Here is a 26,588-nt window from a genome sequence, read left to right as displayed (position 1 = left end):
TCAAACCTCCTCTTGAAAATGTTCCATTAATGTTGCCATATCTTTATCCCCACGCCCAGAAAGGTTGATTAAAATCGTTTCGTTTTTGTTCATGAAAGGGACTTCTTTAAAGGCCTGAGCTAGGGCATGAGCACTCTCAATAGCCGGGATAATGCCTTCTTTTTGTGTGAGAAGTTTGAGTGCATCTAGAGCTTCCCTGTCTGTAACTGCTTCATACCGAACCTGTTCCGTTTGGAATAAGTGTGCATGTTCGGGGCCAATGCCTGGATAGTCAAGCCCTGCTGAGATAGAATACGGTTCTGTAATTTGTCCATTCTCATCTTGCATGAGGTAAGTCATTGAACCATGAATGACACCAGGAGTTCCCTTCGACAAGGTTGCCGCGTGTTCAGGCGTATCAATGCCTTTGCCAGCAGCCTCCACACCGATCAGTTCACTCCTATCTTCCAAAAATGGATAGAACATTCCCATTGCATTGCTACCTCCACCAACACATGCGAAGATACGTTCTGGCAGCTCCTTTTCTACTTCTAAGAATTGTCTCTTGGACTCATCACCGATAATTCGTTGAAAGTCCCGGACCATACGCGGATAAGGGTGCGGCCCAACAACCGATCCAATCAAATAAAAATGGTCTTCACAATTGGCTACCCAATACCTGATGGCCTCGTTGGTCGCATCTTTAAGGGTCCCGTTTCCACTAGAAACTGAAACGACTTCTGCCCCAAGCAGCTTCATACGAAAAACATTTAATTCCTGCCTTCGTATATCTTCTTCCCCCATAAATACGATACATTGAAGTCCAAATTTAGCTGCAACCGTAGCTGAAGCAACCCCGTGTTGTCCAGCTCCTGTTTCGGCAATAATTTTTTCTTTTCCCATCCGCTTAGCTAACAATGCCTGTCCGATAGCGTTATTTAATTTATGTGCACCGGTATGGTTCAAATCTTCACGTTTCAGATAAATTTTTGCACCTTTAAAGTGATCGGTTAGTTTATCAGCATAGGTCAAGGATGTCGGACGACCGGCATATTCTTTCAGCACATGATGATATTCTTCTATAAAATCCGGATCAGTCATCATTTTATCAAGAGCAGCCTCCAACTCCTGTAATGGTCCCATCAATGTTTCCGGTACGTACTTACCCCCAAAATCTCCATAGCGTCCTTTTAAATCAGGAAATGCTTGCAACATTTTGTTCCACCTCTTTCAGGATTGTTTGAATTTTTCCGATATCTTTCCTTTCCCCGATTTCAATACCACTAGAAAGATCGATACCGTCCGGGCGGTAAGTAAGCAATTCCTTAATATTTTCAGGATTGATCCCCCCTGCAACAAAACATGGAACCCCTTGATTATAAGCCTCATCCCGATAAGAAGGAATAGCTTCCCAATCAAAGCGGACACCTGTGCCGCCTGCAGCTCCATCCACCTTACTGTCAACGATGTAACCATCAGCCACGCCACGAAATACATCCATCTGATCAATTCCTCCTGATTGATGATGAATCACTTTCCAAACAGGCAGGCCGACAGCCTCCTTTATTCTCAATAATTGAGAAACCGTTTCGTTCCCGTGAAGCTGAATAACGTCCAACGGTACGAATTGGAGGGTTTCCTCAATTTCTTCAATCGTAGGATCAATAAAAACCCCGACAAGTTTTTGTTTCGGTCGGATCTTTTTAACCCACCGTCCGACAGATTCAGGACGGACATACCGCTTCGTTCTTCTAACGAAAATGAAGCCAAGATGTGACGCATGAGAAGAAGACGTCTTCGCTAAGTCAGATAATGATCGATTTCCGCACAATTTCACGATGGGTTCTTTCATCCTACATTCACTCCCTCTAACAACTTCCGTACCGCTGCTTTAATATCTTTCTGACGCATTAGGGATTCACCCACAAGGACACCTTCCGCTCCGTATGCTGCTGCTTTTTGTAAATCTTCATAGGTGAAAATGCCACTTTCAGAAACCAATATACATTCCTTTGGTGCTCGTTTGGCCATTTGTTCTGTTTGAGACAATGTCGTCTCGAATGTATGAAGATTCCGATTATTAATCCCCAGAATTTTTGGGGTGAATTCATTCAGTATATGGTTCAATGTGTCTTCACTATGGACCTCTACAAGAGCTTCCATTCCTAGTTCATAGGCTTGACAGTAGAGTTCATGAAGTTTTTTCGCTTCCATTGCTTCTCCTATGAGAAGGATCGCATCAGCACCGATATAAGCACTTTCTGCTACTTGAATAGAATCAATAATAAAATCTTTTCTTAAAACAGGAACATCCACGACTTTTTTTATAGCTGTTAAATAATCACGATGTCCTTGGAAAAAATGTTGATCCGTCAGGACTGAAATCGCCTGTACGCCAGCTTTATCATAATCATACGCGATTTGGACAGGGTTAAAGTCTTCCCGAATAATTCCTTTGGATGGAGAAGCCTTTTTCACCTCTGCTATTAATCCAGCCGCATGGGGAGCTTTTTTTAAAGAATTATAGAGAGAATAATGATTGAAGGATTGTTCTTCCGGTAAAAATAGTTTTTCAATTTCCTGTTGTTTAACAGCTAAGATCGTTTCAAGCATATTGGCGATTCTCCCTTTCTGAAATGATAGCTTCAAAATATTCTCGGGTCACTCCATTATTAATTGCATCCTGTACAAGTTTGACACCTTCATGAAGATCATCCGCTTTTCCTGCCACATAGAGTCCTGCAGCTGCATTTAATGTCACAATTGATGCAGCACTCTGGTTAGCTGAACCGTAAAGGACATCCTTGATCATTTGTGCACTTTCTTCCGTTTTGGTAATGCGAATATCTTCTAAGTTTCCTAAAGGAAGACCGAAGTCTTTTGGACTGACGGTAAATCTTGAAATTTGACCATCTTTCAGTTCAACTACATCGGTTCGGCCTGTCACGGTTATTTCATCAAGTCCATCCCGGCCCGTAGCTAATAAGACGTGTGTCGAACCTAATTTTTTCAATGTCTCCGCCATGTTTTCCGCGAAGTTCGTATCATAAATCCCAATCAGTTGACGTTTAGCATTGGCAGGATTGGACATCGGACCAAGAAGGTTAAAAATGGTACGAAAGCCAAGTTCCTGTCTTGCTGGTCCCGCGTGCTTCATAGCTTTATGGTATAAAGGCGCGAACATGAACGTCATTCCTTTTTCGGCCAATGCCCTTGCTCCCTGCTCTGGTGTCGTATCAATCGGTACCCCAAGGGTTTCGAGAACATCTGCACTTCCACTTCTGGAAGAGACTTTCCGATTACCGTGCTTCGCCACTTTCACCCTCATACTCGCAAGAACGATAGATACAGCAGTAGAAATGTTAAAAGTGGAAGCACCATCTCCACCAGTTCCGCATGTATCAACAATCGTTGGATCATCCACATCCATTTTTGTCATATTAGAACGCATCGCTCTTACAAATCCTGTCATTTCTTCAACAGTTTCTCCTCGATATCGCATGACACTGAGCATACTCATCATCTGTCCTGTTGTGGCCTTCCCGTTCATAATCTGATCCATCGTGTCAAATGCTTCCTTTTCTGTCAGTTTATCTCCTGCAACCACTCTACTCAATAAGTCTTTCATCTCGTCTCCACTCCTTCTCTACTCTTCTCAAATACTTGCTCAGCTAATTGAATGGTCTTTTTCAACGCACTCGCCTTGTTCAATGTTTCCTGATATTCTGCTTCAGGATCTGAGTCTGCCACAATCCCTGCTCCAGCCTGGATATATAGATCTTCCCCGGTAAGAGTCATCGTTCGTATTGTGATGCAGGAATCGATATTTCCGTCAAATCCTAAATACAAAATCCCTCCCCCGTAAAGGTTTCTAGGGGTAGGTTCAAGTTCTCTTAATATTTGCATGGCCCGTACTTTAGGTGCACCAGATAATGTACCTGCAGGGAATGAGGAGATAAGAGCGTCGATAGGAGAAACGGTCTCTTTCAACTGTCCTGTCACTTTACTGATGATGTGCATCACCTTTGAAAAACGTCCGATAGTCATATATTCACTTACTTTAACTGTTCCAAATTCTGCTACACGTCCGATATCGTTTCTTGCTAAATCAACAAGCATCCGATGTTCAGCCAATTCTTTTTCATCAGCTAATAATTCCTCTGCCAATGCGTCATCTTCCTCTTTGGTGTTCCCTCTCTTTCGTGTGCCGGCTATGGGATGGATTTCAAGTTTTCCATTTTGAACCTCCAAGAGCCGTTCAGGAGAGCTGCCGATCACTTCAACATCGCCCATTTTCAAATAAAACATATAGGGGGATGGATTCACTCTCCTTAAAACTCTATATAGTTCAAAGCCGCTTCGGTTTGTGAGGGTATGAAAACGCTGGGATAAGACGGCCTGAAAAATATCGCCAGCACGAATGTATTCTTTTACCTTCTCTACATCAGACCTAAACTTTTCAGGTTCATAATTGCTGTCCAGTTGAAATCTTTCTTTTTCTTCCGCATTTTCCATCAGCATTAAATCAGACAAAGGCTTTGCAGCTAACAACTTGTCTGTAATCGTTTTGATACGACCTTTCGTCTCAGTATAGGTTTCTTTTAGATCTCGTTCCTTATTTTTCCTTGCAAAAGATAAAATCGTGGTTTCTTTTGTTTTGTGATCATAAGCAATTAAGGTTTGGCAAAACAACAAATGGTAATTGGATAAGTTTAAGTCATCGCTATCTGCTCTATCGACAGGTTCATAATCCGATATGGCATCATAACTAATATATCCGACCCCTCCCCCTTTAAAAGGAAGATCAATCGGGGGCTGTTTCACACCGAGTTCCTCTACTACCTTTTCATAGGCGGTCTTAAAATCTGAAACATCCTGGATGGTGTTGTGTTGGAAATCCTCAATTTGGAACTTTCGGTCAACTTCCTTAATTTGAATCATAGGGTCCAGTCCAATAAATGAAAAATTGGACCATGGAGATTCAGGATCTTGACTCTCCAACATATACACCGCTTCCTCTTTAAGCGCATGAAACATATGAATCGGTGTCAATGTATCAGTAAAAAAAGATTGGGTGATTGGAATTGTACGATGCTCCTTCGCATCTGTTTGAAATGAATCGAATGTAGTCATTAGATTAGGCTCACCTCTCCATAAAATTATGGAGAATGAGACGTTGAGGGATGAAAACGAGTGGATTGTAAAAGAGGGAAAAATTCGGCCAGGCAATCCATCGGCTCCTTACGTCCAACGATTCCTCGCTCACTCAGCTCTGCTCATCCTATTCCTCAACTCAACTCATTCTCTACTCAACTTGCTATATACTAACTGTATCAAAGAAAGATCTTTCCAATAGTCTATAAAATTCAGATAATAAAGTCAACAACTCTGTTCATGTTCTTCTTGTTCACTTTACGAAGTCCTTTCCATGCTTAGAATAATTATAGGTTATTTTTCTAATGCCCCTGATGTTTTTTTCAATGCTAGTCATTTCTCAACAAGTCTCCTGGCCTCATATAAGAATGAGAAGCAAAATTACCGAGGCTGGTTTCATAAGCTTTAAACATTTAATGGAACGAATGAACGGTCACCACGTTATATAGGCAAGTACGAAATGAGGGATGATGTTTTGGAAGAGGATCTGATCAGAAGAGCACAGTAAGAAGAGGAACATGCCTTTGCGGAACTTCTGAAAAATCACGAACGCTCCATTATCAACTATGGAAAAGATGAAAACAGAAGAGATTCGCATAAGCACAGAAGTTCCCGCCAAAAGTCATTTAAATCAGAAGGAGCAGCAAGAGTTAATTATAAAAATATGTGTCAGATTTGTTCTTCAGTTTTTTAGGGTATAGACTAGTAACATCTATTACCCGAAGATTAAAGGAGAGATTTTGATGAAGCCAACCGCACTAATCACCGGAGCCTCAAGTGGAATAGGAGAGGAGCTGGCCCGATTATTCGCTAAATCCGGATATAACTTGATCGTCGTAGCACGTTCTGAAAATAAATTAAACCAATTAAAAGAACAATTAGATGAGCACCCTGTGACAATCATTCCACAAGACCTATCGGAACATGGGGCAGCGGAATCCGTCTATAGAAAGGTCAAAGAGCTCGGCCTTTCAATAACTGTTCTGGTTAACAATGCCGGTTTCGGCTTAAACGGACAGTTTGAAGAACTATCTTTACTGCATCAGCAGAAAATGCTTCGGGTCAACATCAATGCTCTTACAGAACTTACCCATTTATTTCTGCCAGAGATCAAGGCTGCCCGTTTTCGTTCCATCCCTAAGGGTGTCCTGAATGTCGCCAGTACAGCTGCCTTTCAACCAGGACCAAAGATGGCGGTCTATTATGCGTCCAAAGCTTATGTCCTTTCACTCTCCGAAGCTTTGGTAGAAGAACTAAAAGAAACGAACGTGACCATTTCTACTCTTTGCCCTGGGGCAACAGAAACAAACTTTTTCAGAAAAGCGCATGCGGACCACACGAAGCTTGTCAAAAACACCATGTCCGCCGAAACTGTCGCTAAATCAGGATTCCTCGGTTTCGTTAAAGGAAAACGAGTGATTGTTCCAGGAGTTAAAAACAAGGGAATGGTCTATGCATCCAAATTTTTCCCTCGTTCATTATCAGCGAAATTAGCTCATTATGTCGATAGTTAAGGAGAGGTCATACAAGTAGATTTACCATCCTAACCTTTTTATCCCCCTCTATATACTATATAATAAAAATTATTGATAACCATATTTTGGAGGGGGCTATGCATGAAGAAATTAATGTTGTGGTTTTCACTCTGTTTATGTATCGGAGCCACCGCAGGGGCATTCTTATATGTGCAGACCCAGGCTAAAACGACGGAAAAAGGTGTCACAGGAACCGTGAGTTCTGAAGAGTTGGAAAGATATGAAGAAGAAGGGAAGAATCCTTTCGGTGGACAAACAACCGGTCCTGAATTGACAGATAAGGAATACCAAGAATACATTCATGGCATGGCACACCAAAAAGTAAAAGCTGATGAAAAATGGACGTTTTTCCAAATCCACCCTCTTCGCATTTCCTGGCTGCTTGAACATTTAGAAACGAATGACTTAAGACATAAACACGTTTATAAACAGATTTTAACTCAATGGGCAGAAGGTGATTATTCAAATGCGGTTGATGACCATAATGCAATATGGGAAATTCAGCGGGGCACAATCGGAAAAGCCAAAAGGCTCCTTACTTCAGAAGAGGAAGAAGAATATATAAAAGAAAACAACTGATCCGGCAACCGGACCAGTTGTTTTTTTACACTTCTTCTACAGTCTTTCGAAACCCATAAAAGGGGCGATACCCTTGACTGATGTAATACCCTTCAGAATCTTGAGAAGCTAACACTTCAATACGTGTGCCTGGATAACATTCATGAGCGGTACGGATTAGGTTTTCCGCGATCCCTTGTTTTCTGTGACTTTCCTTCACGAGTAACTCACATATGTATAAAGTCATTGATCCATCTGTGAGTCCTCTTAAGAAACCAATGACCTCTCCATCTGCAACCGCTACCAAAGCAGGTTCAGAATTCAACCACGCACACAAGGTTTCTTCACCTCTTTCGACGAGGGTCCTCCAACCTTGTTGTTCATTCAGTTGTTGGACAGTATCAAAGTCTTTTTCTAGAAACGTACGGATTTGAATGGTTTTCATGTGATCCTACCTTTCCCCTGATTAATAGTTTCTCCCTTTTTTTCCATCCCCTTATTTTAAATCTATTTATCTATTATCTAGTACGATGGATTCCCTCCAAACGTTTCACCTTTTGTATAAAAATAAATCTATTTATTCAATACCTTCCTCCTGATCTTTCAATTCCATGTAAAATGTATGGTAGGTCCTGTGCCAACATCGAACGCCCCACATGATGTTAGGCCGGAAAACGAGCCATTTTCCCACCCACTATCTCCTCACACAAAACATCCCGAAACTGAGCGTTCTGGATAAGGGAGTTTTATAATGACTTCTAGTAAGCTCTAGTTTATAAAAGTATGGTAAGATAGGAGCGGAAGTTTTTCTCTATGTTCAAGGAGTGGAAAAATATGTGGAAAAAAATTCTACTGTTCGGGATGCTCATCTTTCTCGCCGCTTGTTCCTCTCAGAACTTGTCTCTTGAGGATTTAAAAACGGCCTATCCGGATACTTTTGCTCAACCTGTAGAAGAATTATCCAGTGAAAAGCAGGAGAAACTAGGTCTTCCTGAGGATATGCCCTTCGAGGTAACCAAAGTCGAATCTAAAGTTGAAGACCAACGCGTACAAGTTCTCTACCAATCCAGTGGTAAGGAAAAAACAGAAGTAAGAACTCTGTTCGCACCAGGTAACGTTCTTGAAGAATCTGAATTACAGATCCCTTTAAATACAGGGGCTGTTGCAGGCGTCCAGGAAAAGAAAGACCATATTTTCGTTGAATGGTATGATGGGGACCTTGATGTCATTTACCAAATTCAATACTATGGCCCTAAAGAAGGACGGACAGAAAAAGCCTTGGAAGTAGCTAATGCCATTTAAGCAAAAGCGGCAAGAACAAAATTCTCAATATTTTCAAATAGAAAAGCTGTCACTTTCTTGTAACAGCTTTTCTTCTTAAACTTTTTTAAGCTTTTTGAAATGACGGCTGATGGGGCGTGGTGCTTTCAATCGATCAAAGAAGATCATATAATTGTTTTTCTTTTCATCTATCTCTTCAATCCGTCCCTCACCAAATACAGGGTGTTCGACACGGGTTCCTATATCGAAGTGGTCAGCTGAGATATCTTTCTCTAAACGATGAGAGGAAAGGATAAAATCTTTGGCTTCCTCAATCAGGGACTTATCAATCTCCCCGATCCGCTCATACAATTCTTCATCTACTTCAAATATAAACCGGGAGGGATATTTTTTTTGCCCCCCATTTTGAAAACCTTCGGATTCAGTTAAATACAACTCACACTCTGCTCTTGTGACGGCCACATATGCAAGTCTGCGTTCCTCCTCTAATCCCCTTTCTTTCCGCTGCCTCAATGCACGGTCATGGGGTAGAATACTTTCCGTCATACCAATTACAAAAACATAAGGATATTCCAGACCCTTGGCCGTATGAATTGTCATAAGTTTGACTGAATCGATGTGATCTTCCCTGTCATCGTCTGTATAAAGTGCAATCAATTGTAAGTATTCATCCAAACGTATGTCTTCTCCCATTGTCTGTTCATATTGAACAATTGAATGAAGCAGCTCCGCCATATTGTCCAAGCGCTCCTGATCGCCATCCTCCCGTCTATACTCTTCATAACCCGTCAACTGCATGGCTTCCTGAAGGAGTTCAGAAACTTTCCTTTTCCGGCTAATGGTCTTCAAATATTCAATCGCATCAATAAATTCCTTTGCTCCTGTTCGCCGAAGTCGTTCATGTTCTTTATATTTTTTCAGCGTTTCATAAAGAGATAAACCTTCCTCTTCTGCTTTTTCACGGAGAAAAGCCATCCTTTTCTTCCCTATTTGTCTTTTCGGTACATTGATAATACGAGTGAAAGAGAGATCATCAGCAAAACCAATCATCCGAAGGTGGGCAAGAGCATCTTTAATTTCCGTCCGGTCGAAAAACTTAAAGCCTCCGAAAATTTTATATTCAATATCTCCAGCAATAAGCTCCTGCTCTACGTACCTTGACAAGTAATTAGCGCGGTAAAGGATAGCAATATTACTCAAATTGACATTTTTTTCAGTGGAGAGCTCCTTGATTTTGCTTACAATCCATTTTGCTTCCTGGATTTCATCCTTGCCATGATAATGAACAACTTTTACACCAGGTGGATTCGTCGCTACCATATCTTTATCTACCCTGAAATAATTATTTCGGATGAGAGTATTTCCAAGTGACAGAATTTCTGGAGTTGATCGATAATTCTCTTTTAAAAAGATGGTTTGGACTTCTGGAAAATATTGATCAAAATCGACCATATATTTGGGGTCGGCTCCCCTCCATTCGTAAATGGTTTGGTCCGGATCCCCGACGACAAATAAATTGTCATGTTTTCCGGCCAGCATCTTAACTAGTTCAAATTGTTTTAAACTGCTGTCTTGAAACTCATCCACTTGCAAATAAAAGAGTCGGTTCTGCCATTTTTCCAAGACTTCTTTATTTTGGTCAAAGAGGGTGAAAACGAAATTTAGCAAGTCATCAAAATCAAGGCCATACACTCGCTTTTGTTTTTTTAAATATTGTTGAATGATTTGACTGTCAAGATCTCCAGAGTCATTCACGGTAGGCATTTCTCCACGCAGGATCATTTGTTGGACATAATGCGGATTCCCTTTCAGGATGCCGATCTTACCAAGAATTCGTTTAAAGGTTTTATCATTCAGCTTTAATTCCATCTCTTCGAAAATTTCTCTAAGCAGATTTTTTTGGTCTTCCACATCCAAAATAATGAAATTTTTCGGATAGAACAGCCGATGTATATCTTCGCGCAGCACTCGCACACAAAATCCATGATAAGTCGTAATAAAACCGGTATCCTGCTCTCCACCAATCATCTTTTTTACACGCCGCCGCATTTCATGAGCCGCTTTATTCGTAAATGTTACCGAGAGAATATTGGCGGGATCAATCCCGAGTTCCTTTACAATGAAGGCATACCTATGAGTAAGAGCCCTTGTTTTTCCGGAACCTGCTCCTGCGATTACTCGTACATATCCTTCTGTAGAAACAACGGCTTCCTGTTGTGATGGATTTAGTCCGCTCAATAGTTCTTCCATAACAATCACCTTCCAAGAACATTTGTTTGTATTATAGCACATCAAAAGTTGGTTAAGTATTCGTTCTTTATTTGAATCCTAAGGAAATGAAGAAGGCTTCCCCCCTCATTTTTTCCTTTCATTGAATTAAATGCAGAATTTAAAGAAGAAGTGCGTCAGCGGTTCATTTGCTGAGCCGTTGACGCACTTCTTCTCAAGCCTTTTCCATATTGTCATTCTTAGGCAGGATGGCAACATGTTTGAAATTTCCAATAGAATCAAATTCTATTTCAACATAGTCTCCAGGTTTTACAAATCCAATCAATCTCTCTTTCAATACAGAAAGTTCATTTTTAAACTCGGATTCCTCTACCAAAATCGCATACGCACCTTCATATCGATCCAATTTATATTGGTTCACCGATTCAATCCCCTTCTGTTTGTGTATTCTTAAGGACATTCTTCACAAGGTGTCTCTATTCCTATTGGATATTAGAAACAAATACTGAAACCCCATTATAAAAAAGTCCTTCTATTAACAAGCATTCCCTGCCCTGTTTATGGCTAAACGTGTCGAATCCCGCTCACTGGACAATATATATTCCCCATGCTAAAATAGACTAACAACCGTTAGTTAGCAAAAAGGAGAGACATGAATGACAAAAGAAAGTATTATTGAGGAGAGTCTTAAACTCTTCGCTAATTATGGATATGAAAACACAACACTTGCAAATATCGCGGAGGCTGTTGGTATAAAAAAACCATCTCTCTACAATCATTTTGATAATAAAGAAGATATCTTCTTACACGTTCTATATGATGTCGCCGACAAAGAAAAGAATCACTTAATCAGTCAGTCTGCGTCTCTGCAATATCATTCAGTCGCTGATCACCTTCACCAAATTTATCGTTTGTATTTAAAACACATGGCCGACACTACGGAAGGGTTATTCTTCAAACGTGTCACATTCTTTCCTCCCGAAGAATTCACAGGGGAAATTAAAAAAGTTTTCTGGATGGTTGAGGAATGTATGACAGACATCCTTCGACCAGTCTTTGAACGCGGGATTGATGAGAAAATAATTCGCCCTCTTTCTACAGATACGCTCACATCTGCTTTTTATACGTTAATGGACGGATTGTTCTTAGAAGAAAACTTCTATGACCGTGAGGTCTTTGAAGAAAGACAACAGTCAAGCTGGCATATATTCTGGCTTGGCATTCAAGCGCCGGGTGAATAAGGAGGAATGAGCAATGGCTTGGATTTATTTATTCTTTGGTGCTTTTTTTGAAATTGGATGGGCAGTTGGTTTGAAGTTATCGAAGGGATTTACGAATCCGGTCTTTTCTTCTATCACTGTTATTTGTATCATTATCAGCTTCTTTTTCTTCACAAAAGCATTAAAAGACATTGATATAGGAACAGGATATGCCGTATTTACGGGGATAGGGGCAGCAGGAACAGCGTTAATCGGAATGATCTTTCTTGGAGATGGAGGCGGACCCGGGAAAGTCTTTTTTATTGTCCTTTTAATAACAGGGATTATTGGTTTAAAGATGTCTGATACAGCTTCAGAACATGTACAACAGGAGGGATAGGGATGGCATGGGTATTTTTAATGATGGCTGGGGCAGGAGAAATGACAGCCATGTTCTTTTTAAAACTTTCGGATGGCTTCCAAAAACGAAAGCCTGCGTTTTTCGCTATAATGGCTGGAGCAGCCAGTTTCTATTTTCTTTCTTTGTCCCTGAAAGAACTTCCTATTGGTACCGCCTATGGAATCTGGACTGGGATTGGGTCAGCAGGAACCGTGTTATTAGGGATCTTTTTCTTCAAAGAAAAAGCGACCCGCAAGCGTCTATTGTTCATCACTTGTATTATTGCTGGAGTCATAGGTTTAAAAATGGTCTCATAGAATCGTAATAGACTTGTAATCTTCAAATGGAATGCTTACAATAGAATAAGCGAAAAACTACAACATTCGACAAAAACCTGATTTTTCTGTCGCTTTTTGTAGTAATGGAGGAAATAATATGAGAAGAGTTTTACTGGCCATTCTAATGTTAATTATCATTAGTTTCAGTTATGTGGGCTATACAAGTATGGATATGGATACGGATGCTAACTCATCCATTCCTCAAGAAACAAAAAATTACTAATTAAAGTCATTCCCCCCTCCGCTTCGCCGAAGGGGGTTTTATTATACTCCCTCCCATTATTCAGGATTATTGAAAATATCCTGCCATTTATTGTTGTTCAACGGTTCCGTTCTAGCAAATAGGGATCGTTTCATAATTCTTAGAGCATTTTCATTATCATCATTGTACTCTGAAGCCGTACCATCCACCGGCACCCAAAGATTAAATTCTCTCATATACGCATCATTTGCTGTGAAAATAACACAAATATCGCCAGCAACCCCTGTAAGAATCAGGTTCTTAATACCCAGCTGATCTAATAGGATGCTTAGCTGTGTACCGAAAAAACCTGAGTGCTTCGGCTTTATAATAAAGTAATCATCCTCATCAGGAATCATTCGTTCCACTATAGGTTTTCCTCTTCCCTGTTTACATTCTTTCAAAAGATCGGAAACATTGTCCTGCCAAAGACCAAAGTTATCATTGACATAGATCACAGGGAAGCCCTGCTTCTTAAATTCCTTCTTAAACTTGTGTAAACGTTCTGCGACAGGAAGACTGTTCTCCAGTAACTTATCCCCCCCATCAAAATCCATTTTATTAATCATATCTATGATTATTAATGCCGTATCCTTTCCCATAAAACGAACTCACACTCCCTCAATTTTATCAGGTCCTGCAGGGACTTGGCGCTTATGTTCTGTTATTTCATGACGCTTCTTAAGCTTTACTTCATCTTCTGGATTGATTTCTTCTCCCTTCAGATAAGCATCGATGGTCTCATAGGATAATCCAAGTTCCTCTTCATCCGTCTGTCCCTCCCATAGCTCAGCGCTTGGTTTTTTATAAATAATTGAATCAGGAACGTTTAATGTTTCCGCCATTTCCCTTACTTCTTCTTTCCTGAGATGAATCAGAGGGACAAGGTCGACGCCCCCATCTCCATATTTTGTGAAGTAGCCTGTGTAATCTTCTGCTGCATTATCTGTCCCGACCACTAGATAATTGTAGTTATTCCCAACGGCATAAAGCGCACTCATTCTCAACCGGGCCTGTAGATTAGCTCCCCCCAGTTGGGACTTTTCATTATTCCAATCTCCTTTTTCATTCAATTGATTCTTGATTATCTCATAAGTGGTTTGATAAGGTTCCGTTAATTCAATTCCAACAGAATCAATACCTGACTGTTCGACTACCGCCAACGCATCCTGTTGGTCTTCCACACTATTATTGATGGGTAAAAGGACAGCAAGCGAGTGATCAGGAAAAGCATGCTTAATCAAATAAGCTACCACTGCGGAATCAATTCCCCCACTTAAACCGACAAGCAGCCCATCTGCCCCTGCTTCTTCTTTCTTCTCCCTCAGCCAATTGACCAAGTACTCTATTCTTTTTTCCATTTGTATGTCTCCCCTTTCTTTTACTACCTGAAGAGTGTTTTCCTTTAATTAGGAGAACATAAACCTATAACGGTTTTCCACCTTTCCATGAAAACCCCAGGCGCTATTTGAGTGATGATTTTCCATAACCACGCTCCACTCCCTATAAACAAATGACTTTTCATTTTTCCTCATTTAAGCAATAATTAGGATTAGTGACCCTTTTGAAGGAGTGAATTTTCATGATCGAACAAGAAAGACATGTCCTTGTCATCTTCCCTCACCCCGATGATGAAGCATTTGGAGTTTCAGGGACGATTACATCCTATATAAAACAAGGGACTCCCCTTACTTATGCTTGTTTAACGCTTGGAGAAATGGGACGGAATCTTGGAAAACCAACATTTGCAACACGGGAGTCTTTACCGAAGATCAGACGTAAGGAACTAATCAAAGCAGCGGATGCCATGGGTATTAAGGACTTGCGTATGATGGGATTAAGGGATAAAACTCTTGAATTTGAAGATGATAAAGAAATGAAAAATATGGTGAGCCAATTGATTGATGAGCTTAACCCTTCTTTAGTCATCAGTTTTTATCCAGGCTACGCGGTTCATCCTGACCATGAAGCAACAGCTCGAGCAGTCGTTCGGGCTCTCAGAGAAATCAATGAAAAAGACCGCCCTAAGTTTCATGCGGTTGCTTTTGCGAATAATACGGAAGAAAATTTAGGACAACCGGATGTCGTTCATGATATCCGTTCTGTCAAGGACGAAAAGCTGAACGCAATGCGTGCTCACATTTCTCAAACAGCACGAATGCTCGAAATGCTTGAGGAAGGCATCAAGGTGAATGATCCTGAAGCACTTAAATGGGTAACTGATGAACGTTTTTATACGTATGATTGGAATAAGGATCTAGTAGAATAGAGGTAAGCTCTACGGAGCTGGCCTCTTTTTTATCTAAACAGCCAGTGAGATTGTCATAAGATAGTCTAAAAAGATGAAGTAGTGTCTAAGCTGAAAATGATATCCTTAGAGTAAGTGTTTCCTAACACATATCCTCGTCAAACAAAATCGATAGGACAGTCAGAAAAAGGAGATGCATTATGAAGAACGTATTCATAGTAGTTGTATTATTATTTATCAGCGCCTGCTCAACCAGCAACACAGAAGATCATTCATCAACAGCAGATGACCAAAATGCTGCTGCCGAGCTTCCTGAGGCAAAGGTGGACTTTGAACATGAACCGATTCCCGCAAATGAAAAAACACCAATTAAAGCAACAGTGACACAAGGTGGTGAGCCTGTCCCCGATGCAGAGTATGTGAAATTTGAAATTTGGCATGATAGTGATGGACAAGACGCTTCAAAAACGATCAAGGCTGAACATGAAGAAGATGGCGTTTATCAGATCATGCATACCTTCAAAAAAGAAGGGACTTATCAAGTAATTGCCCATACTCAAGTAGATGACCTTCATGTCATGCCACAGCACGAAATTACAGTTGGTGAACAGGCAGAAGCAAGTGGACACGATCATGGAAATAACAGCGGAAAGTTCATGGTTCATCTTATGGAAGAACAAACGTTTCAAGCTGGTAATGAATCGACATTAACCACCCACATCAATCATATGGAAGAACCATTTTCCAATGGACAGGTTCGTTTCGAAATCAGTTCTGATCAATCAGACAAGCATACGTATGTCGAAGCAGAAGAAGAAGAGCTTGGTGAGTACACGGCCACCTATACTTTTCCAGAACCAGGGGGTTATACCATTAACATCCATTACGAAAAACCAGAAGAAGAGATCCATGAGCATAAAAAAGAAACCATAGATGTCGTACAATAAAAAAGTATTTCAATTAAGTGTGTCTTCAGGTGCCCACCATTTTTAAGAGAAGGTTCCCTATGATTACCTTTGTACAGAGAAGCGGTTGAACCTTGATCTTTCGAAGCGCATAAAGCTTTATTATGATCGAGACCAAAATAAAAGGAAGCCTGGAGGAAAATGCTCCAGGCTTCCTTTTTATAAACGATTAAACATCAGTGTTTTGAAGTTTTTTCTTTTTCGCCATTTTTTCACGTTCATTTTTATTCAAATACTTCTTACGCAAACGGACACTTTCAGGAGTAACTTCACAATACTCATCATCATCCAGATACTCAATAGCTTCTTCAAGTGTCATTTGTCTTGTCTTCTTAATTGTATTCGTTGTATCTTTGGTTGCTGAACGAATGTTCGTCAAATGCTTCTCTTTTGTAATGTTTACCGTCAGGTCATTCTCACGGTTGTGTTCCCCGACGATCATTCCTTCATAAACTTCCGTTCCTGGTTCTACAAAAATGGTTCCACGATCTTCCAGGTTCATAATTCCGTATGTTGAGGCTTTTCCTTTATCCAGAGAAACAAGAACCCCTTCACGACGTCCACCGACTTGACCTTTCGTTAATGGAGCATATCCATCAAAGGTGTGGTTTAATATCCCATAGCCGCGTGTCTGCGTCATGAATTCCGTCGCATACCCGATCAAACCACGTGATGGTACAAGGAACTCCAAGCGAACTTGACCATTACCATCGTTCACCATATCCTGCATTTCACCTTTACGGTATCCAATGGATTCCATTACCGCCCCTTGGTATTCTTCAGGGGTATCGATTTGCACACGTTCGACTGGCTCACAAACTTCTCCATCAACCTCTTTTAAGATGACTTTCGGTTTAGATAACTGCAGTTCATAACCTTCACGACGCATATTTTCAACAAGTATAGAAAGGTGAAGTTCTCCTCGTCCTGAAACTGTAAAAGCATCAGGGGAATCTGTAGGTTCCACTCTTAAGCTGACATCAGTCTCCAGCTGGGTCATCAGGCGTTCTTCAATTTGACGCGCTGTTACATACTTTCCTTCGCGACCAGCAAAAGGACTGTTGTTCACTAGGAAAGTCATTTGAAGGGTCGGTTCGTCAATACGCGGGATCTCCATAGCTTCCTGATGATCTGGTTGACAAACAGTTTCTCCGACGTTGATATCTTCCATACCCGCAAGTGCGATAATGTCTCCTGCTTTTGCTTCTTCGATTTCTACACGTTTCAGTCCGATAAAGCCAAACAATTTGGAAACACGGAAGTTTTTCACAGAACCGTCTTTCTTCATCAGTGATACTTGCTGGCCGACTTTAATCGAACCATTGAAGACACGCCCAATTCCTATTCGTCCAAGGTAATCATTATAATCCAGCAATGTCACCTGATATTGAAGCGGATTTTCCTTCGTGTCGACAGGAGCAGGAATATTGTTCATGATCAATTTGAAAATAGGGTCCATGGTTTCTTGTTGTTCTTCTGGTTCATCACCGGATGTACCGTTCAACGCAGAAGCATACACAACAGGGAATTCTAATTGATCATCGTCTGCTCCTAGCTCAATGAAAAGATCAAGTACTTCATCGATCACTTCGTTCGGTCTAGCATTCGGGCGATCTATTTTGTTTAAGACGACGACTGGAGTCAACTTTTGTTCCAGCGCTTTTTTCAAGACAAAGCGTGTCTGTGGCATACATCCCTCATAAGCATCGACAACTAGAAGTACACCGTCAACCATCTTAAGAATTCGTTCTACTTCCCCACCGAAGTCTGCGTGACCTGGTGTGTCAAGAATGTTAATACGTGTATCGTTATAATTGATCGCGGTGTTCTTCGCGAGGATTGTAATGCCGCGTTCTTTTTCCAAATCATTAGAGTCCATAGCGCGCTCATCGACATGCTCGTTATCACGGAAAGTTCCAGAATAGTGAAGCATTTGGTCAACCAATGTAGTTTTCCCATGGTCAACGTGTGCGATGATCGCTATATTACGAATATCATCTCTGTGTTGCATAAAGCACACACCTCTTTCGTATCACAAATTATTCAACCCTTCTACTATAACATAGTTCTAATTGCATCGATACCAGATTCCTTTTTTGTTAACTAAGTGGAGTTAAATTTAGTATAAAATGAAACATTAAACACGATGCATTTCCAGTATTTTCGTAAATGATTTCTCAATTTTTGTGGCCATTGCGTAAATGATATACTTAGAAGTAAAATATAGGGCAGTTCATACTTGGTATCAATATGTGCGTTTACAATGCCACGTATACAGTATTCTAGGAAATTGGGTGTAGAAATGAAAACGAAACGAATGGGTGATTGGCTTGAAGTCATCATTCCAGAAAAATGGAATGGATTCACCATTGAAAAAATACTTAAGAAGGAATGGAATGTGCCAAGAAAGCTGATGCATAGCTTCCGCTCTAACCGTGAAGTAACGTTAAATAATGAAAATCCCCATTGGAAAACAGCCACAGTGAAGAATGGAGACGTTTTGCGCATCCGGCTTTTCCGTCCAAAACCACTCGAAGTGACACCCACGTATATGGAGATCGATGTGATCTATGAAGATGATCATATTCTTGTCGTCAATAAACCGACAGGTGTCTTCACACACCCGAATACTCCTAACGAACAGGATACACTCGTCAACGGTGTTGCTTTTTATTTTCAGATGAATGGTATTGAAGCGACACCTAAATACGTCCATCGGCTCGACCGGGATACATCCGGTGCGATCCTTTTTGCAAAACATGATCTTGCTATTGCTATGCTGGGCAAAGAATTACAGGAGCGGAAAATAAAAAGGACCTACCTTGCTTGGGCTCACGGAAACATTAAGCCCGTACGCGGGAAAATCATCGAACCAATTGGAAAAGATCGTCACCATCCCGTAAGGAGACGAGTCTCCCATGGGGGCCAACATGCGGAAACTCATTATGAAGTTCTTTCTTATCACGCAGAGGGAGATGCCTCCCTGGTCAAACTACAATTACAAACAGGTCGAACACACCAGATACGAGTACACCTCAGTTATATCGGCCACCCTTTAATTGGAGATGAGATGTATGGGGGGAAAAGCAGCATAAACTACAAACAGGCTCTTCATGCAGCGCGCCTTACACTGGTTCATCCATTTACGGAAGAAGAGGTTCAATGTTTCGCTATGCCGCCAAAACAATCTCCATTGTTCACTAAAGAACAAATAGAAAGACTCAACCAAAGATAACCTTAACATATCAAAAGCCGTCCCCTGCTTGCGGGACGGCTTTTGGTTATTTTCCGGTAATCGATTCATAGAGACCATCATATTTTTGAGCGCAAGTCAGATCAAGTTCGGTAAGACCTTTCGCATTCCAAGAGGTCAGCTTAAGTGTAACCATTTTATAATCAATACTTATGAACGGATGATGCTGAATTTCCTCTGAAAACTCAGCAATATGATTCACAAATTGCACGCCAGTTAGGAAATCCGTAAAACGGTACCGTTTTACGATGAACTTTCCATCTGTCAGTTTCCAACCATCTAATTGCGCGACTCGTTTTTCTTTTTCTCCTTCTAGAATACGTTTCTCTTTGTTAACCATCATCCTACCTCCCTTTATTAAACTAGATCCATGAATGATTCAAGGTCAGAAAGGCAAAGATCCAATGCATGCGTCCAGAAATCCTTTTTTTCTAAATCTACACCCAAGTGTTTTTCAGCAAGGTCTTCGACTGACATTCTTCCCGTATCTTGCAGTAAGGCAATATATTGCTCCTCAAATTCAGGGCCGACATCCTGCGCTCTCGCATAAATTCCCATACTAAATAAGTACCCAAAAGTATAAGGGAAGTTGTAGAAAGGTACATCTGTAATATGAAAATGTAACTTAGATGCCCAGAATGTCGGATCATATTCTTCCAATGTCTGAACATAGGCTTCTCTTTGCGCTTCAGTCATAAGCTTATTCAGACGGTCTGTAGAAACAACTCCTTGTTTACGTTCTTTATAAAAACGAGTTTCAAAAAGGAACCTGGCATGGATATTCATGAAAAAGGCTACACTACGCTGAACCTTATCTTCCAACAATACAAGTTTTTCCGCCTCCGTAACAGCTTCCTTGACAGCTGCATCCGCAACAATCATCTCAGCGAAAGTCGATGCCGTTTCTGCTACATTCATTGCATACCCTTGGTTCAATATTGGTAAATCATTCATAACATGCTGATGATAAGCATGTCCAAGCTCATGAGCAAGCGTGGCTACATTCGAAGGGCTTCCGGAATAAGTCATAAATATTCTTGTTTCCCCACTGTCCGGAAAGCTTGTACAAAAACCACCAGGTTGTTTTCCTGGGCGGTCTTCTGCTTCAATCCACCTTTTCTCAAATGCCATTTCAGCAAAATCCGCCATTTTCGGACTGAATTTTCTGAAATGTTGAATGATAAATTCCGCCCCTTCCTGAAAACTCATCTTATGTTCTGATTCACCGATAGGTGCCTCAACATCGTAAAAGCTAAGTTGATGGATACCCAGTTGTTCTGCTTTCTTCTTCATGTATGGTACATAATGTTTTTTATATTCGGTGATGGTCTCCCACATCACATTCAATGTCTTTTCACTCATGCGGTTGTAATCAAGTGGCTCTTTCCATACGTTTTCCCAGTTGCGATGTTTATAAGTCTGAAGACGGAAACCAGCCAAATGATTCAACGTTTCGCTAAACAAATCCAAGGATTCTCCCCATGTATTTTGCAGCTTAGTAAATGCATCTTTCCTAACACTTCGATCGGGGTCATCCAGTTTATTTGCGGCTTGCCCCACTGATAACTCCTCCCCATCCATTTGAATCGTCAACTTGGCAACGAGTGCATCATACATTTGTCCCCATGCATGGTACCCATCGATGCCTAGATCGTTGATCAGGGATTCTTTGTCAACTTCTAGTTTACCTTTGGCTTGTTGACGTCTCTCGTTTAAGACAAACGAAACAGATTTAAAAGGTTTTTGGTTCATTAATGATTTCCACACGTCGTCATCCACTTGTACAAAGGTTTGGTCAAGCTTCGTCATTGCATTTCCCAACTTCGCCCCAAGCTCACTTCTCTTCGATTGCCAAATATTCGCTTTTTTATCATGGATGTTCTGTGCGTTCAAGCAGCTGACAAAAGCACCAAATTCACTTAATTGTTTGGTGATCACTTGTAATTTTTCAAGAATTCTCTCGAGTTCTTCCGTTTGATCTGTATTTTTGGGAGAAGTAAATGTACGGATCAGCTCTTCCAAATCTTCCATCAACTGTTCTGTCTTATGTACGTAATCTTTCAATTCATCGGAATCGCTTCCTCCATTGAAAATGGAATCTAAATCCCATGTAGTTGCATAATTGCCCATAATCTTTCCCCTTTCTTTTATATATCGTTGCCCTCATCCATCTCTAATCAGTATATCAGAATTTTCAAACCTTTCCTCCTTATTCGATTGGAGATATAACGCAAATTTTGTCACATTTGGTTGAAATGATATTGATATGTTATTGTAATATAAACGAAACATTTCTGACTATTCAAACGTATTATGAGTAGAAGGTTTAATAGTTGCCTGCTAAGTCTTTGAGCTTACTTATTTGAAAGGGGATGTCAACATGAAGAAAAGAATAGAATATGATGCAATTGACATAGCAAGTGTGGCCGGAGGTTCTGTGCTTCTAACCCTTCTTCTTTATTTAACTACCTATATATTATAGTCCCCCCAAACGCTTCCCCCCTACGGAAGCGTTTTTTAATGTTCATTCTATGTCATTGATTCTCACTAGTGGTTGGTCAACAAAACAGCAGTTATCTGAAAAAACTCAATTACGAGATGTTTGGAAGGTTTTAGGATCATTGAGAAAGGGCTCGCTTTCCTCCGGGAACTGACAAGCTTTTTTAGACTAAAGCCTTGCTCCTCTCCCGCGGGAGTCTCCCCCTCCCCAACGACCCATACCCTGTATCGTTCTCGAAATCTCTTTGGAGAAACCTGGTCTCCTCAAACACGATATCTCGAAACGGAGTGTTCGGGATACGGGAGCATATATGGGAGATATCGTAAGGGTTTTATAGGACCATATTAAAGGATTTGATTAGAATTCCTTCTCCATTCTCATTATAATAAGAAATAGGAAAGTTTTAGAAGGAGTGTTCCTTTTGTTTCAACATCATCTCGGATACCAATCCATGTTAAATCCAGACCGAATTACGTTCGGTCTCACTATACCCATAGAAAATTACAACCAATCCCCTCCAGTAATGACTGAACAAGTTCGTATGGCTCAGCTCGCAGAAGAACTAGGATTTCATTGTTTATGGTTCCAGGACGTTCTTTTAGAAGATCCCACATTTGAAGATCCGGCAACAGGACAAATATTTGATAGTCTCATTTATCTAACCTATCTTGCGGCGAATACAAATTCAATCAACCTGGGGACCGCTGCCCTTGTCATGCCCCTCCGCCATCCACTAAGGACAGCCAAAGAAATCGCAAGTATTGAAAAGTTGTTCCCTGAGCGGTTAATGTTTGGGATCTCCTCAGGAGATCGAAGAAAAGACTTTGAAGGTTTGAATATTCCTATAATGGAACGAAGGGAACGGTTCAGAGAAGCCTTCTACTTCTTTAATGACGCTATTTATCAGGAATTTCCCAAGCTTACATCACCATTTGGTACATTAGACCGCTCAAACATCGTACCAAAGCCCGAAAAACGAATTCCTACTTTTATGACAGGCTATTGCCAACAAAGCTTAGATTGGGTGGCCCAACATGGAGATGGCTGGATGTTTTACCCACAGCGGCCCAAACAACAAAGAGAAATCATTCAGAAATATCGCCAAAAAGTAAAACATTTCCATGGAGAAGACGCGTTTCGTCCCTTCTTCATGCCGCTGCCTTTACAACTACTCGAAAACCCTGACGCCCCTGCCGAAAAGATACCGGCCGGTTATAAAGCCGGGAGAAAAGCCCTCATCGAGCTGATTGAAGAATACCGCTCGATTGGTGTCAACCATTTAATGCTCGGCCTATCGAAAAATGAACGTCCAGTACAGGAGGTTGCAGTAGAATTAGGTGAAGAGATCCTTCCCCTTTTTGAGGATGAATAAGGAGGTGCGTTATGGAAAAACCAGAAATTTTGCTTGTAGGTACATTTCATATGGCCATGGATCCTGAAAAGGTAAATGAACAGCAGGAAGAGATTTTGGATGTCGTCCACTCATTAAAGGATTACAACGCTACAAAGGTGGCTGTAGAAAAATCCTTTTTAATTGAAGAAGAGCTGGACCGTAAATTTCAAGAGTTCAAAAAAGGAAGCCTCACACCTGCATACGATGAGGTAGAGCAATTCGGATTCCGCCTGGCTTATGAATTAGAGTTGCCAAGAATTTATCCTGTCGATGAAATTGTCGATATGTCAAGCCCGTCTTTAAATCAAGTTTTTGAATGGGCGAAGCAGCATCAACCTGAACTATTCCAAGAAATTCTTCAGGTCCAAAAAAAGTTAAAAACTATGGAAAGCAACCATTCGGTAAAAGGTATTCTTCAATATGTAAATAACCCTGACTACATACAAGAATTACAGCGCATTTACATAAAGCTCACACGTGTAGGTGATCGTCAGCATCAAATCGGTGTGCAATGGTTAAAGCAATGGTACCATCGTGATTTAGCTATTGCAGCCAATATCGCACGAATAACAGAACGAAATGATCGTGTCCTTGTACTTATTGGCGGGGACCATCTTCACTTACTTCAACAACTTCTGCACGAAAGCGGGGATTTTCAAATACCATCCACTTCAAAGTATCTTCCTAAATCATATTAAACGATTGAGAAAAAGCCTTCCCTTATTAAAATGTCCTTTTTCAAAGGTTACATTTCACTGGGAAGGCTTTCTTATTAATCTTGATCTGGTTTGTCTTCCAGCGCTTCAAGAGCAGAGCGTTTTTTCTTCTTCTTACGTTCTCTCCAACGTTTAATGTGGATGGTACTCGGTTCATAATCGTCTGATTCACGGATATCTGTATTGGAAGCCCTCATGAACGACCATGCAAGTAAGAACATAATGATTATGAGTGGGAAACCACCGACAATACTAGCTGTTTGTAAGGTATCCAATCCTCCAAGGAACATGAGTGCCAATGGCATTACACACAATGCAAATGCCCAGAACAATCGGTTCCACCTTAATGGTTCTCCTTCCACACTCTTCTGTACCACAGAAGCAAGGATATAAGAAGATGAATCAAAAGTCGTGGCAAGGAAAATAATGGCCAGAATGGTGAAGAGCAGTACCATGAATTTCGCCAACGGCAACTGATGGATGATTTCAATGATGGTAGCAGGCGCTCCATTCGCATCCATAAATGCAATCGCATCAAACTGTCCTGTCAACTGCATGTATAAACCAAAGTTCCCCATAATCCCGAAGAACAACACACAGCCAAGTGTTCCATAGACCATTGTCCCGAGAACCATTTGCCGAATTGTTCTCCCCCTTGAAATTCTCGCTACGAACAAGCCGACAAATGGGGCGTAAACAAGCCACCAAGCCCAGTAGAAAATGGTCCAAGACTCTGGAAATCCTGTTTCTTCGAAGTTAGCCAAGTCTCCAAACGGTTCCATCCATGTCGCCATTTTAAAGAAGTTATCGGCTAAGATTCCAAGTGAGTTAAAAGTCGTTTCACTAATAAATCTTGTCGGTCCAAAGATAAAGATAAATAAAAGTAGAAAGATGGATAACCACAGGTTTATATCACTCAATACTTTGATCCCGCGCTTAAGTCCTGAATAGGAGCTGATGGCAAATATCACGGTGCACAGTAACATAATGGCCGTTTTCATTCCTAAATTAGCAGGTATTCCAGTTAAGCTGTTTATCCCCTCAGCAATCATTGGGGTACCAAGGGCAAGGGTGGTACCTGCTCCACCTAATAGACCGAACATAAATAACACATCGATGATATTTCCAATCGGCCCGTCCACAGATTTCCCTAAAACGGGACGTACGGCTTCACTAACCTTAAGGACAGGTTTCTTTCGGACATAATAGAAATAGGCAATAGGTAAGGCTGGCAATGTATAAATGGCCCAGGCAATCGGTCCCCAGTGGAAAATCCCATAGGCAGAGGCCCATTGAATGGCTTCATTCGATTCTGGTTCCACTCCAAAAGGAGGGCCTTGATAGTAATACACCCACTCAATGACCGCCCAATACAGGATACTGGAACCGATACCCGCAGCAAATAACATCGCTGCCCATGAGAAAGTATTAAATTCCGGCTTTTCTCCTTCATCCCCAAGTTTAATGGATCCATTTTTACTGAAAGCAACATAAACCAGGAAAGCAAAGATGATAAAGCCCATAATCATATAAAGGACACCGAAGTTTTTTGTCATGAATGTATTCGCCTGGGAAACAACCTCTTTTCCTGCTTCCGGGAATAGAATCAAGGGAAGTGTCACACCCAGTAGTAATATCAGGGCACCGATAAACGTCGGCCAATCAATTAATTTTGTTTTCAATGACATACATCCTTTCTACTTCTTCAGTTTTTAGTTTGTTCTGCAATAAGGAATTCATTCGTATTTACGGAGTTATGTAATGGAAGAAAAACACACGAGCACCATTGTACCAAGTGACGTATGATAGGGCAATGAAGCTGGGAACCTTTATCCACTATTTGATTAAAAATAACTGGAATATTGTCTTTGTTTGACAAAAGGAAATAGAAAGGAGAAAGTAAATGGAGACCCTTTGTGGAACCTAGGAGGAAGTAATGTGAGAAAACAAAAGAAAAAGTGGGAAGATTATTTGGATCCTTTATACCTCCCACTTTTTACAGCATTTCCGATCGAATGGTGGCTTTTATTAAAAAAACCTCCATTCTCCGCTATTGAAATCACTCTGTATATTATTGGTATTCTATTTTTTGTCTTCTCAGGAGCCGTTGAAACGAACAGTGAAGAAGGAAAATCTCAACTGTTTGGATATATTTATTTGATATCCGCATTGTTATTTGCAAGTATCAGCCTTTTCAGGTGGCTTGCTTAAATAAAGAATAACCAGGGCAGAATCATAGGTATAAGGATAATAATGGTTACAATCAGCCAAGCACTTGAGTTTTCGCTGATTAATTGTTTGCGATAAGACATCCCCCATGCCACTAACAATAGGATAGTCATAATAATACTACGCAAGTGCAATTCTCCATCTTTATTATTCATAAATATATATACAGAGCCTTCAATGACTATCAGGATTCCAACAATGATGTTGAAGATATGGGTAAACCATTTATTCACGTGCCTAAACCTCCTTCATTCCCCCATTGCATTTATACTTCCCAAGTATATTACAATCTCATCCCCCAAGGAAAGACAAACCTGGATGAAGGCCCCTGCGATAAGCATGGAATAAGAGAAACCCCAGGCGGCATACT

Annotated in this window: 28 protein-coding genes; 13 read left to right on the top strand and 15 right to left on the bottom strand. The window is 40.8% G+C overall.

Annotated elements, in window-relative coordinates:
* The 5 genes from trpB to trpE are packed head-to-tail and all read right to left on the bottom strand — an operon-like array spanning window position 1 to window position 5,112.
* Entirely contained in the window at window positions 1-1,191 is a 1,191-nt protein-coding gene (gene trpB / locus BLW54_RS12675; RefSeq protein WP_139254187.1) for a tryptophan synthase subunit beta, read from the bottom strand.
* On the bottom strand, window positions 1,175-1,831 hold the full coding sequence (locus BLW54_RS12670) for a phosphoribosylanthranilate isomerase (RefSeq protein WP_035508624.1): 657 nt from the start codon (window positions 1,829-1,831) through the stop codon (window positions 1,175-1,177). The genes trpB and BLW54_RS12670 overlap by 17 nt, the downstream gene beginning before the upstream one ends.
* A complete protein-coding gene (gene trpC / locus BLW54_RS12665; protein WP_035508623.1) occupies window positions 1,828-2,592 on the bottom strand; it encodes an indole-3-glycerol phosphate synthase TrpC in 765 nt (254 codons plus the stop codon). Before trpC ends, BLW54_RS12670 begins: the two co-directional genes overlap by 4 nt.
* Window positions 2,585-3,607 (bottom strand): anthranilate phosphoribosyltransferase, encoded by a 1,023-nt coding sequence (gene trpD / locus BLW54_RS12660; protein ID WP_035508621.1) that lies wholly within the window; start codon window positions 3,605-3,607, stop codon window positions 2,585-2,587. Before trpD ends, trpC begins: the two co-directional genes overlap by 8 nt.
* Window positions 3,604-5,112: an anthranilate synthase component I gene (gene trpE / locus BLW54_RS12655; protein ID WP_035508619.1), complete on the bottom strand. Its 1,509-nt coding sequence runs from the start codon at window positions 5,110-5,112 to the stop codon at window positions 3,604-3,606. Before trpE ends, trpD begins: the two co-directional genes overlap by 4 nt.
* A gap of 764 nt (window positions 5,113-5,876) precedes the next feature.
* Here trpE and BLW54_RS12650 point away from each other — a divergent pair.
* Together BLW54_RS12650 and BLW54_RS12645 are read left to right on the top strand one after the other, a co-directional pair.
* Window positions 5,877-6,647: an SDR family NAD(P)-dependent oxidoreductase gene (locus BLW54_RS12650; protein WP_035508617.1), complete on the top strand. Its 771-nt coding sequence runs from the start codon at window positions 5,877-5,879 to the stop codon at window positions 6,645-6,647.
* 102 nt (window positions 6,648-6,749) lie between these two features.
* The gene (locus BLW54_RS12645; protein ID WP_051744129.1) at window positions 6,750-7,247 is read left to right on the top strand and encodes a DUF6241 domain-containing protein; all 498 of its coding nucleotides are present in this window, start codon (window positions 6,750-6,752) and stop codon (window positions 7,245-7,247) included.
* A gap of 25 nt (window positions 7,248-7,272) precedes the next feature.
* On the opposite strand, the gene BLW54_RS12640 is transcribed toward BLW54_RS12645, so the two are convergent.
* The gene (locus BLW54_RS12640) at window positions 7,273-7,671 is read right to left on the bottom strand and encodes a GNAT family N-acetyltransferase (RefSeq protein WP_035508616.1); all 399 of its coding nucleotides are present in this window, start codon (window positions 7,669-7,671) and stop codon (window positions 7,273-7,275) included.
* A gap of 389 nt (window positions 7,672-8,060) precedes the next feature.
* Between BLW54_RS12640 and BLW54_RS12635 the strand changes: the two genes are divergently transcribed.
* On the top strand, window positions 8,061-8,528 hold the full coding sequence (locus BLW54_RS12635; RefSeq protein ID WP_035508614.1) for a hypothetical protein: 468 nt from the start codon (window positions 8,061-8,063) through the stop codon (window positions 8,526-8,528).
* A 75-nt stretch (window positions 8,529-8,603) separates the two neighbouring features.
* Here BLW54_RS12635 and BLW54_RS12630 read toward each other — a convergent pair whose 3' ends face one another.
* Together BLW54_RS12630 and BLW54_RS12625 are read right to left on the bottom strand one after the other, a co-directional pair.
* Window positions 8,604-10,757: an ATP-dependent helicase gene (locus tag BLW54_RS12630; RefSeq protein ID WP_074735022.1), complete on the bottom strand. Its 2,154-nt coding sequence runs from the start codon at window positions 10,755-10,757 to the stop codon at window positions 8,604-8,606.
* 193 nt (window positions 10,758-10,950) lie between these two features.
* Entirely contained in the window at window positions 10,951-11,157 is a 207-nt protein-coding gene (locus BLW54_RS12625; protein ID WP_035508613.1) for a hypothetical protein, read from the bottom strand.
* A gap of 235 nt (window positions 11,158-11,392) precedes the next feature.
* Here BLW54_RS12625 and BLW54_RS12620 point away from each other — a divergent pair, with 235 nt between their 5' ends.
* The 4 genes from BLW54_RS12620 (at window position 11,393) to BLW54_RS21195 (ending at window position 12,896) form a co-directional block, all read left to right on the top strand.
* Window positions 11,393-11,977: a TetR/AcrR family transcriptional regulator gene (locus BLW54_RS12620; RefSeq protein WP_035508611.1), complete on the top strand. Its 585-nt coding sequence runs from the start codon at window positions 11,393-11,395 to the stop codon at window positions 11,975-11,977.
* Window positions 11,978-11,990: 13 nt separating this feature from the next.
* Window positions 11,991-12,335, top strand: a complete 345-nt coding sequence (locus BLW54_RS12615; protein WP_035508610.1) for a DMT family transporter — start codon at window positions 11,991-11,993, stop codon at window positions 12,333-12,335.
* Between the two features lie 2 nt (window positions 12,336-12,337).
* Complete coding sequence (locus tag BLW54_RS12610; RefSeq protein ID WP_035508608.1) at window positions 12,338-12,652, top strand: DMT family transporter; 315 nt, start codon at window positions 12,338-12,340, stop codon at window positions 12,650-12,652.
* Between the two features lie 118 nt (window positions 12,653-12,770).
* Window positions 12,771-12,896 carry a hypothetical protein gene (locus BLW54_RS21195; RefSeq protein WP_262365320.1) on the top strand — a complete coding sequence of 42 codons (126 nt, stop codon included), beginning with the start codon at window positions 12,771-12,773 and terminating at the stop codon, window positions 12,894-12,896.
* Between the two features lie 56 nt (window positions 12,897-12,952).
* Here BLW54_RS21195 and BLW54_RS12605 read toward each other — a convergent pair whose 3' ends face one another.
* Together BLW54_RS12605 and nadE are read right to left on the bottom strand one after the other, a co-directional pair.
* A complete protein-coding gene (locus BLW54_RS12605; RefSeq protein WP_035508607.1) occupies window positions 12,953-13,516 on the bottom strand; it encodes a cysteine hydrolase family protein in 564 nt (187 codons plus the stop codon).
* Window positions 13,517-13,525: 9 nt separating this feature from the next.
* The gene (gene nadE / locus BLW54_RS12600; RefSeq protein WP_035508605.1) at window positions 13,526-14,275 is read right to left on the bottom strand and encodes an NAD(+) synthase; all 750 of its coding nucleotides are present in this window, start codon (window positions 14,273-14,275) and stop codon (window positions 13,526-13,528) included.
* A 221-nt stretch (window positions 14,276-14,496) separates the two neighbouring features.
* Here nadE and bshB2 point away from each other — a divergent pair, with 221 nt between their 5' ends.
* Window positions 14,497-15,183, top strand: coding sequence for a bacillithiol biosynthesis deacetylase BshB2 (gene bshB2 / locus BLW54_RS12595; RefSeq protein WP_035508604.1), 687 nt, complete (start codon window positions 14,497-14,499; stop codon window positions 15,181-15,183).
* 179 nt (window positions 15,184-15,362) lie between these two features.
* Entirely contained in the window at window positions 15,363-16,109 is a 747-nt protein-coding gene (locus BLW54_RS12590; protein ID WP_074735020.1) for a FixH family protein, read from the top strand.
* 187 nt (window positions 16,110-16,296) lie between these two features.
* On the opposite strand, the gene typA is transcribed toward BLW54_RS12590, so the two are convergent.
* Window positions 16,297-18,138 (bottom strand): translational GTPase TypA, encoded by a 1,842-nt coding sequence (gene typA, locus BLW54_RS12585; protein ID WP_035508602.1) that lies wholly within the window; start codon window positions 18,136-18,138, stop codon window positions 16,297-16,299.
* 291 nt (window positions 18,139-18,429) lie between these two features.
* On the opposite strand from typA, the gene BLW54_RS12580 reads away from it, so the two are divergent.
* Entirely contained in the window at window positions 18,430-19,362 is a 933-nt protein-coding gene (locus BLW54_RS12580) for an RluA family pseudouridine synthase (protein WP_035508600.1), read from the top strand.
* Between the two features lie 46 nt (window positions 19,363-19,408).
* Here BLW54_RS12580 and BLW54_RS12575 read toward each other — a convergent pair whose 3' ends face one another.
* Both BLW54_RS12575 and BLW54_RS12570 read right to left on the bottom strand, forming a co-directional pair.
* On the bottom strand, window positions 19,409-19,723 hold the full coding sequence (locus BLW54_RS12575) for a 4a-hydroxytetrahydrobiopterin dehydratase (RefSeq protein WP_244153513.1): 315 nt from the start codon (window positions 19,721-19,723) through the stop codon (window positions 19,409-19,411).
* A 14-nt stretch (window positions 19,724-19,737) separates the two neighbouring features.
* Window positions 19,738-21,510 carry a M3 family oligoendopeptidase gene (locus tag BLW54_RS12570; RefSeq protein WP_035508597.1) on the bottom strand — a complete coding sequence of 591 codons (1,773 nt, stop codon included), beginning with the start codon at window positions 21,508-21,510 and terminating at the stop codon, window positions 19,738-19,740.
* An 821-nt stretch (window positions 21,511-22,331) separates the two neighbouring features.
* Here BLW54_RS12570 and BLW54_RS12565 point away from each other — a divergent pair.
* On the top strand, window positions 22,332-23,252 hold the full coding sequence (locus tag BLW54_RS12565) for a TIGR03571 family LLM class oxidoreductase (protein WP_051744144.1): 921 nt from the start codon (window positions 22,332-22,334) through the stop codon (window positions 23,250-23,252).
* Between the two features lie 11 nt (window positions 23,253-23,263).
* Window positions 23,264-23,971: a DUF5694 domain-containing protein gene (locus BLW54_RS12560; protein WP_035508593.1), complete on the top strand. Its 708-nt coding sequence runs from the start codon at window positions 23,264-23,266 to the stop codon at window positions 23,969-23,971.
* A 74-nt stretch (window positions 23,972-24,045) separates the two neighbouring features.
* Here the strand turns inward: BLW54_RS12560 and BLW54_RS12555 are convergent, their stop codons facing one another.
* Window positions 24,046-25,671: a BCCT family transporter gene (locus BLW54_RS12555; protein WP_081867054.1), complete on the bottom strand. Its 1,626-nt coding sequence runs from the start codon at window positions 25,669-25,671 to the stop codon at window positions 24,046-24,048.
* Between the two features lie 256 nt (window positions 25,672-25,927).
* Here BLW54_RS12555 and BLW54_RS12550 point away from each other — a divergent pair, with 256 nt between their 5' ends.
* A complete protein-coding gene (locus tag BLW54_RS12550; RefSeq protein WP_231622377.1) occupies window positions 25,928-26,200 on the top strand; it encodes a hypothetical protein in 273 nt (90 codons plus the stop codon).
* Here the strand turns inward: BLW54_RS12550 and BLW54_RS12545 are convergent.
* Window positions 26,197-26,451 (bottom strand): hypothetical protein, encoded by a 255-nt coding sequence (locus BLW54_RS12545; protein WP_035508590.1) that lies wholly within the window; start codon window positions 26,449-26,451, stop codon window positions 26,197-26,199. The two genes, BLW54_RS12550 and BLW54_RS12545, sit on opposite strands and share 4 nt — an antisense overlap.
* Window positions 26,452-26,588 lie beyond the last annotated feature (137 nt).

Origin of the sequence: Halobacillus karajensis (assembly GCF_900108515.1) — a bacterium.
In the GTDB taxonomy this organism is placed as follows: domain Bacteria; phylum Bacillota; class Bacilli; order Bacillales; family Halobacillaceae; genus Halobacillus; species Halobacillus karajensis.
This window is presented reverse-complemented; position numbering and strand designations above follow the sequence as displayed.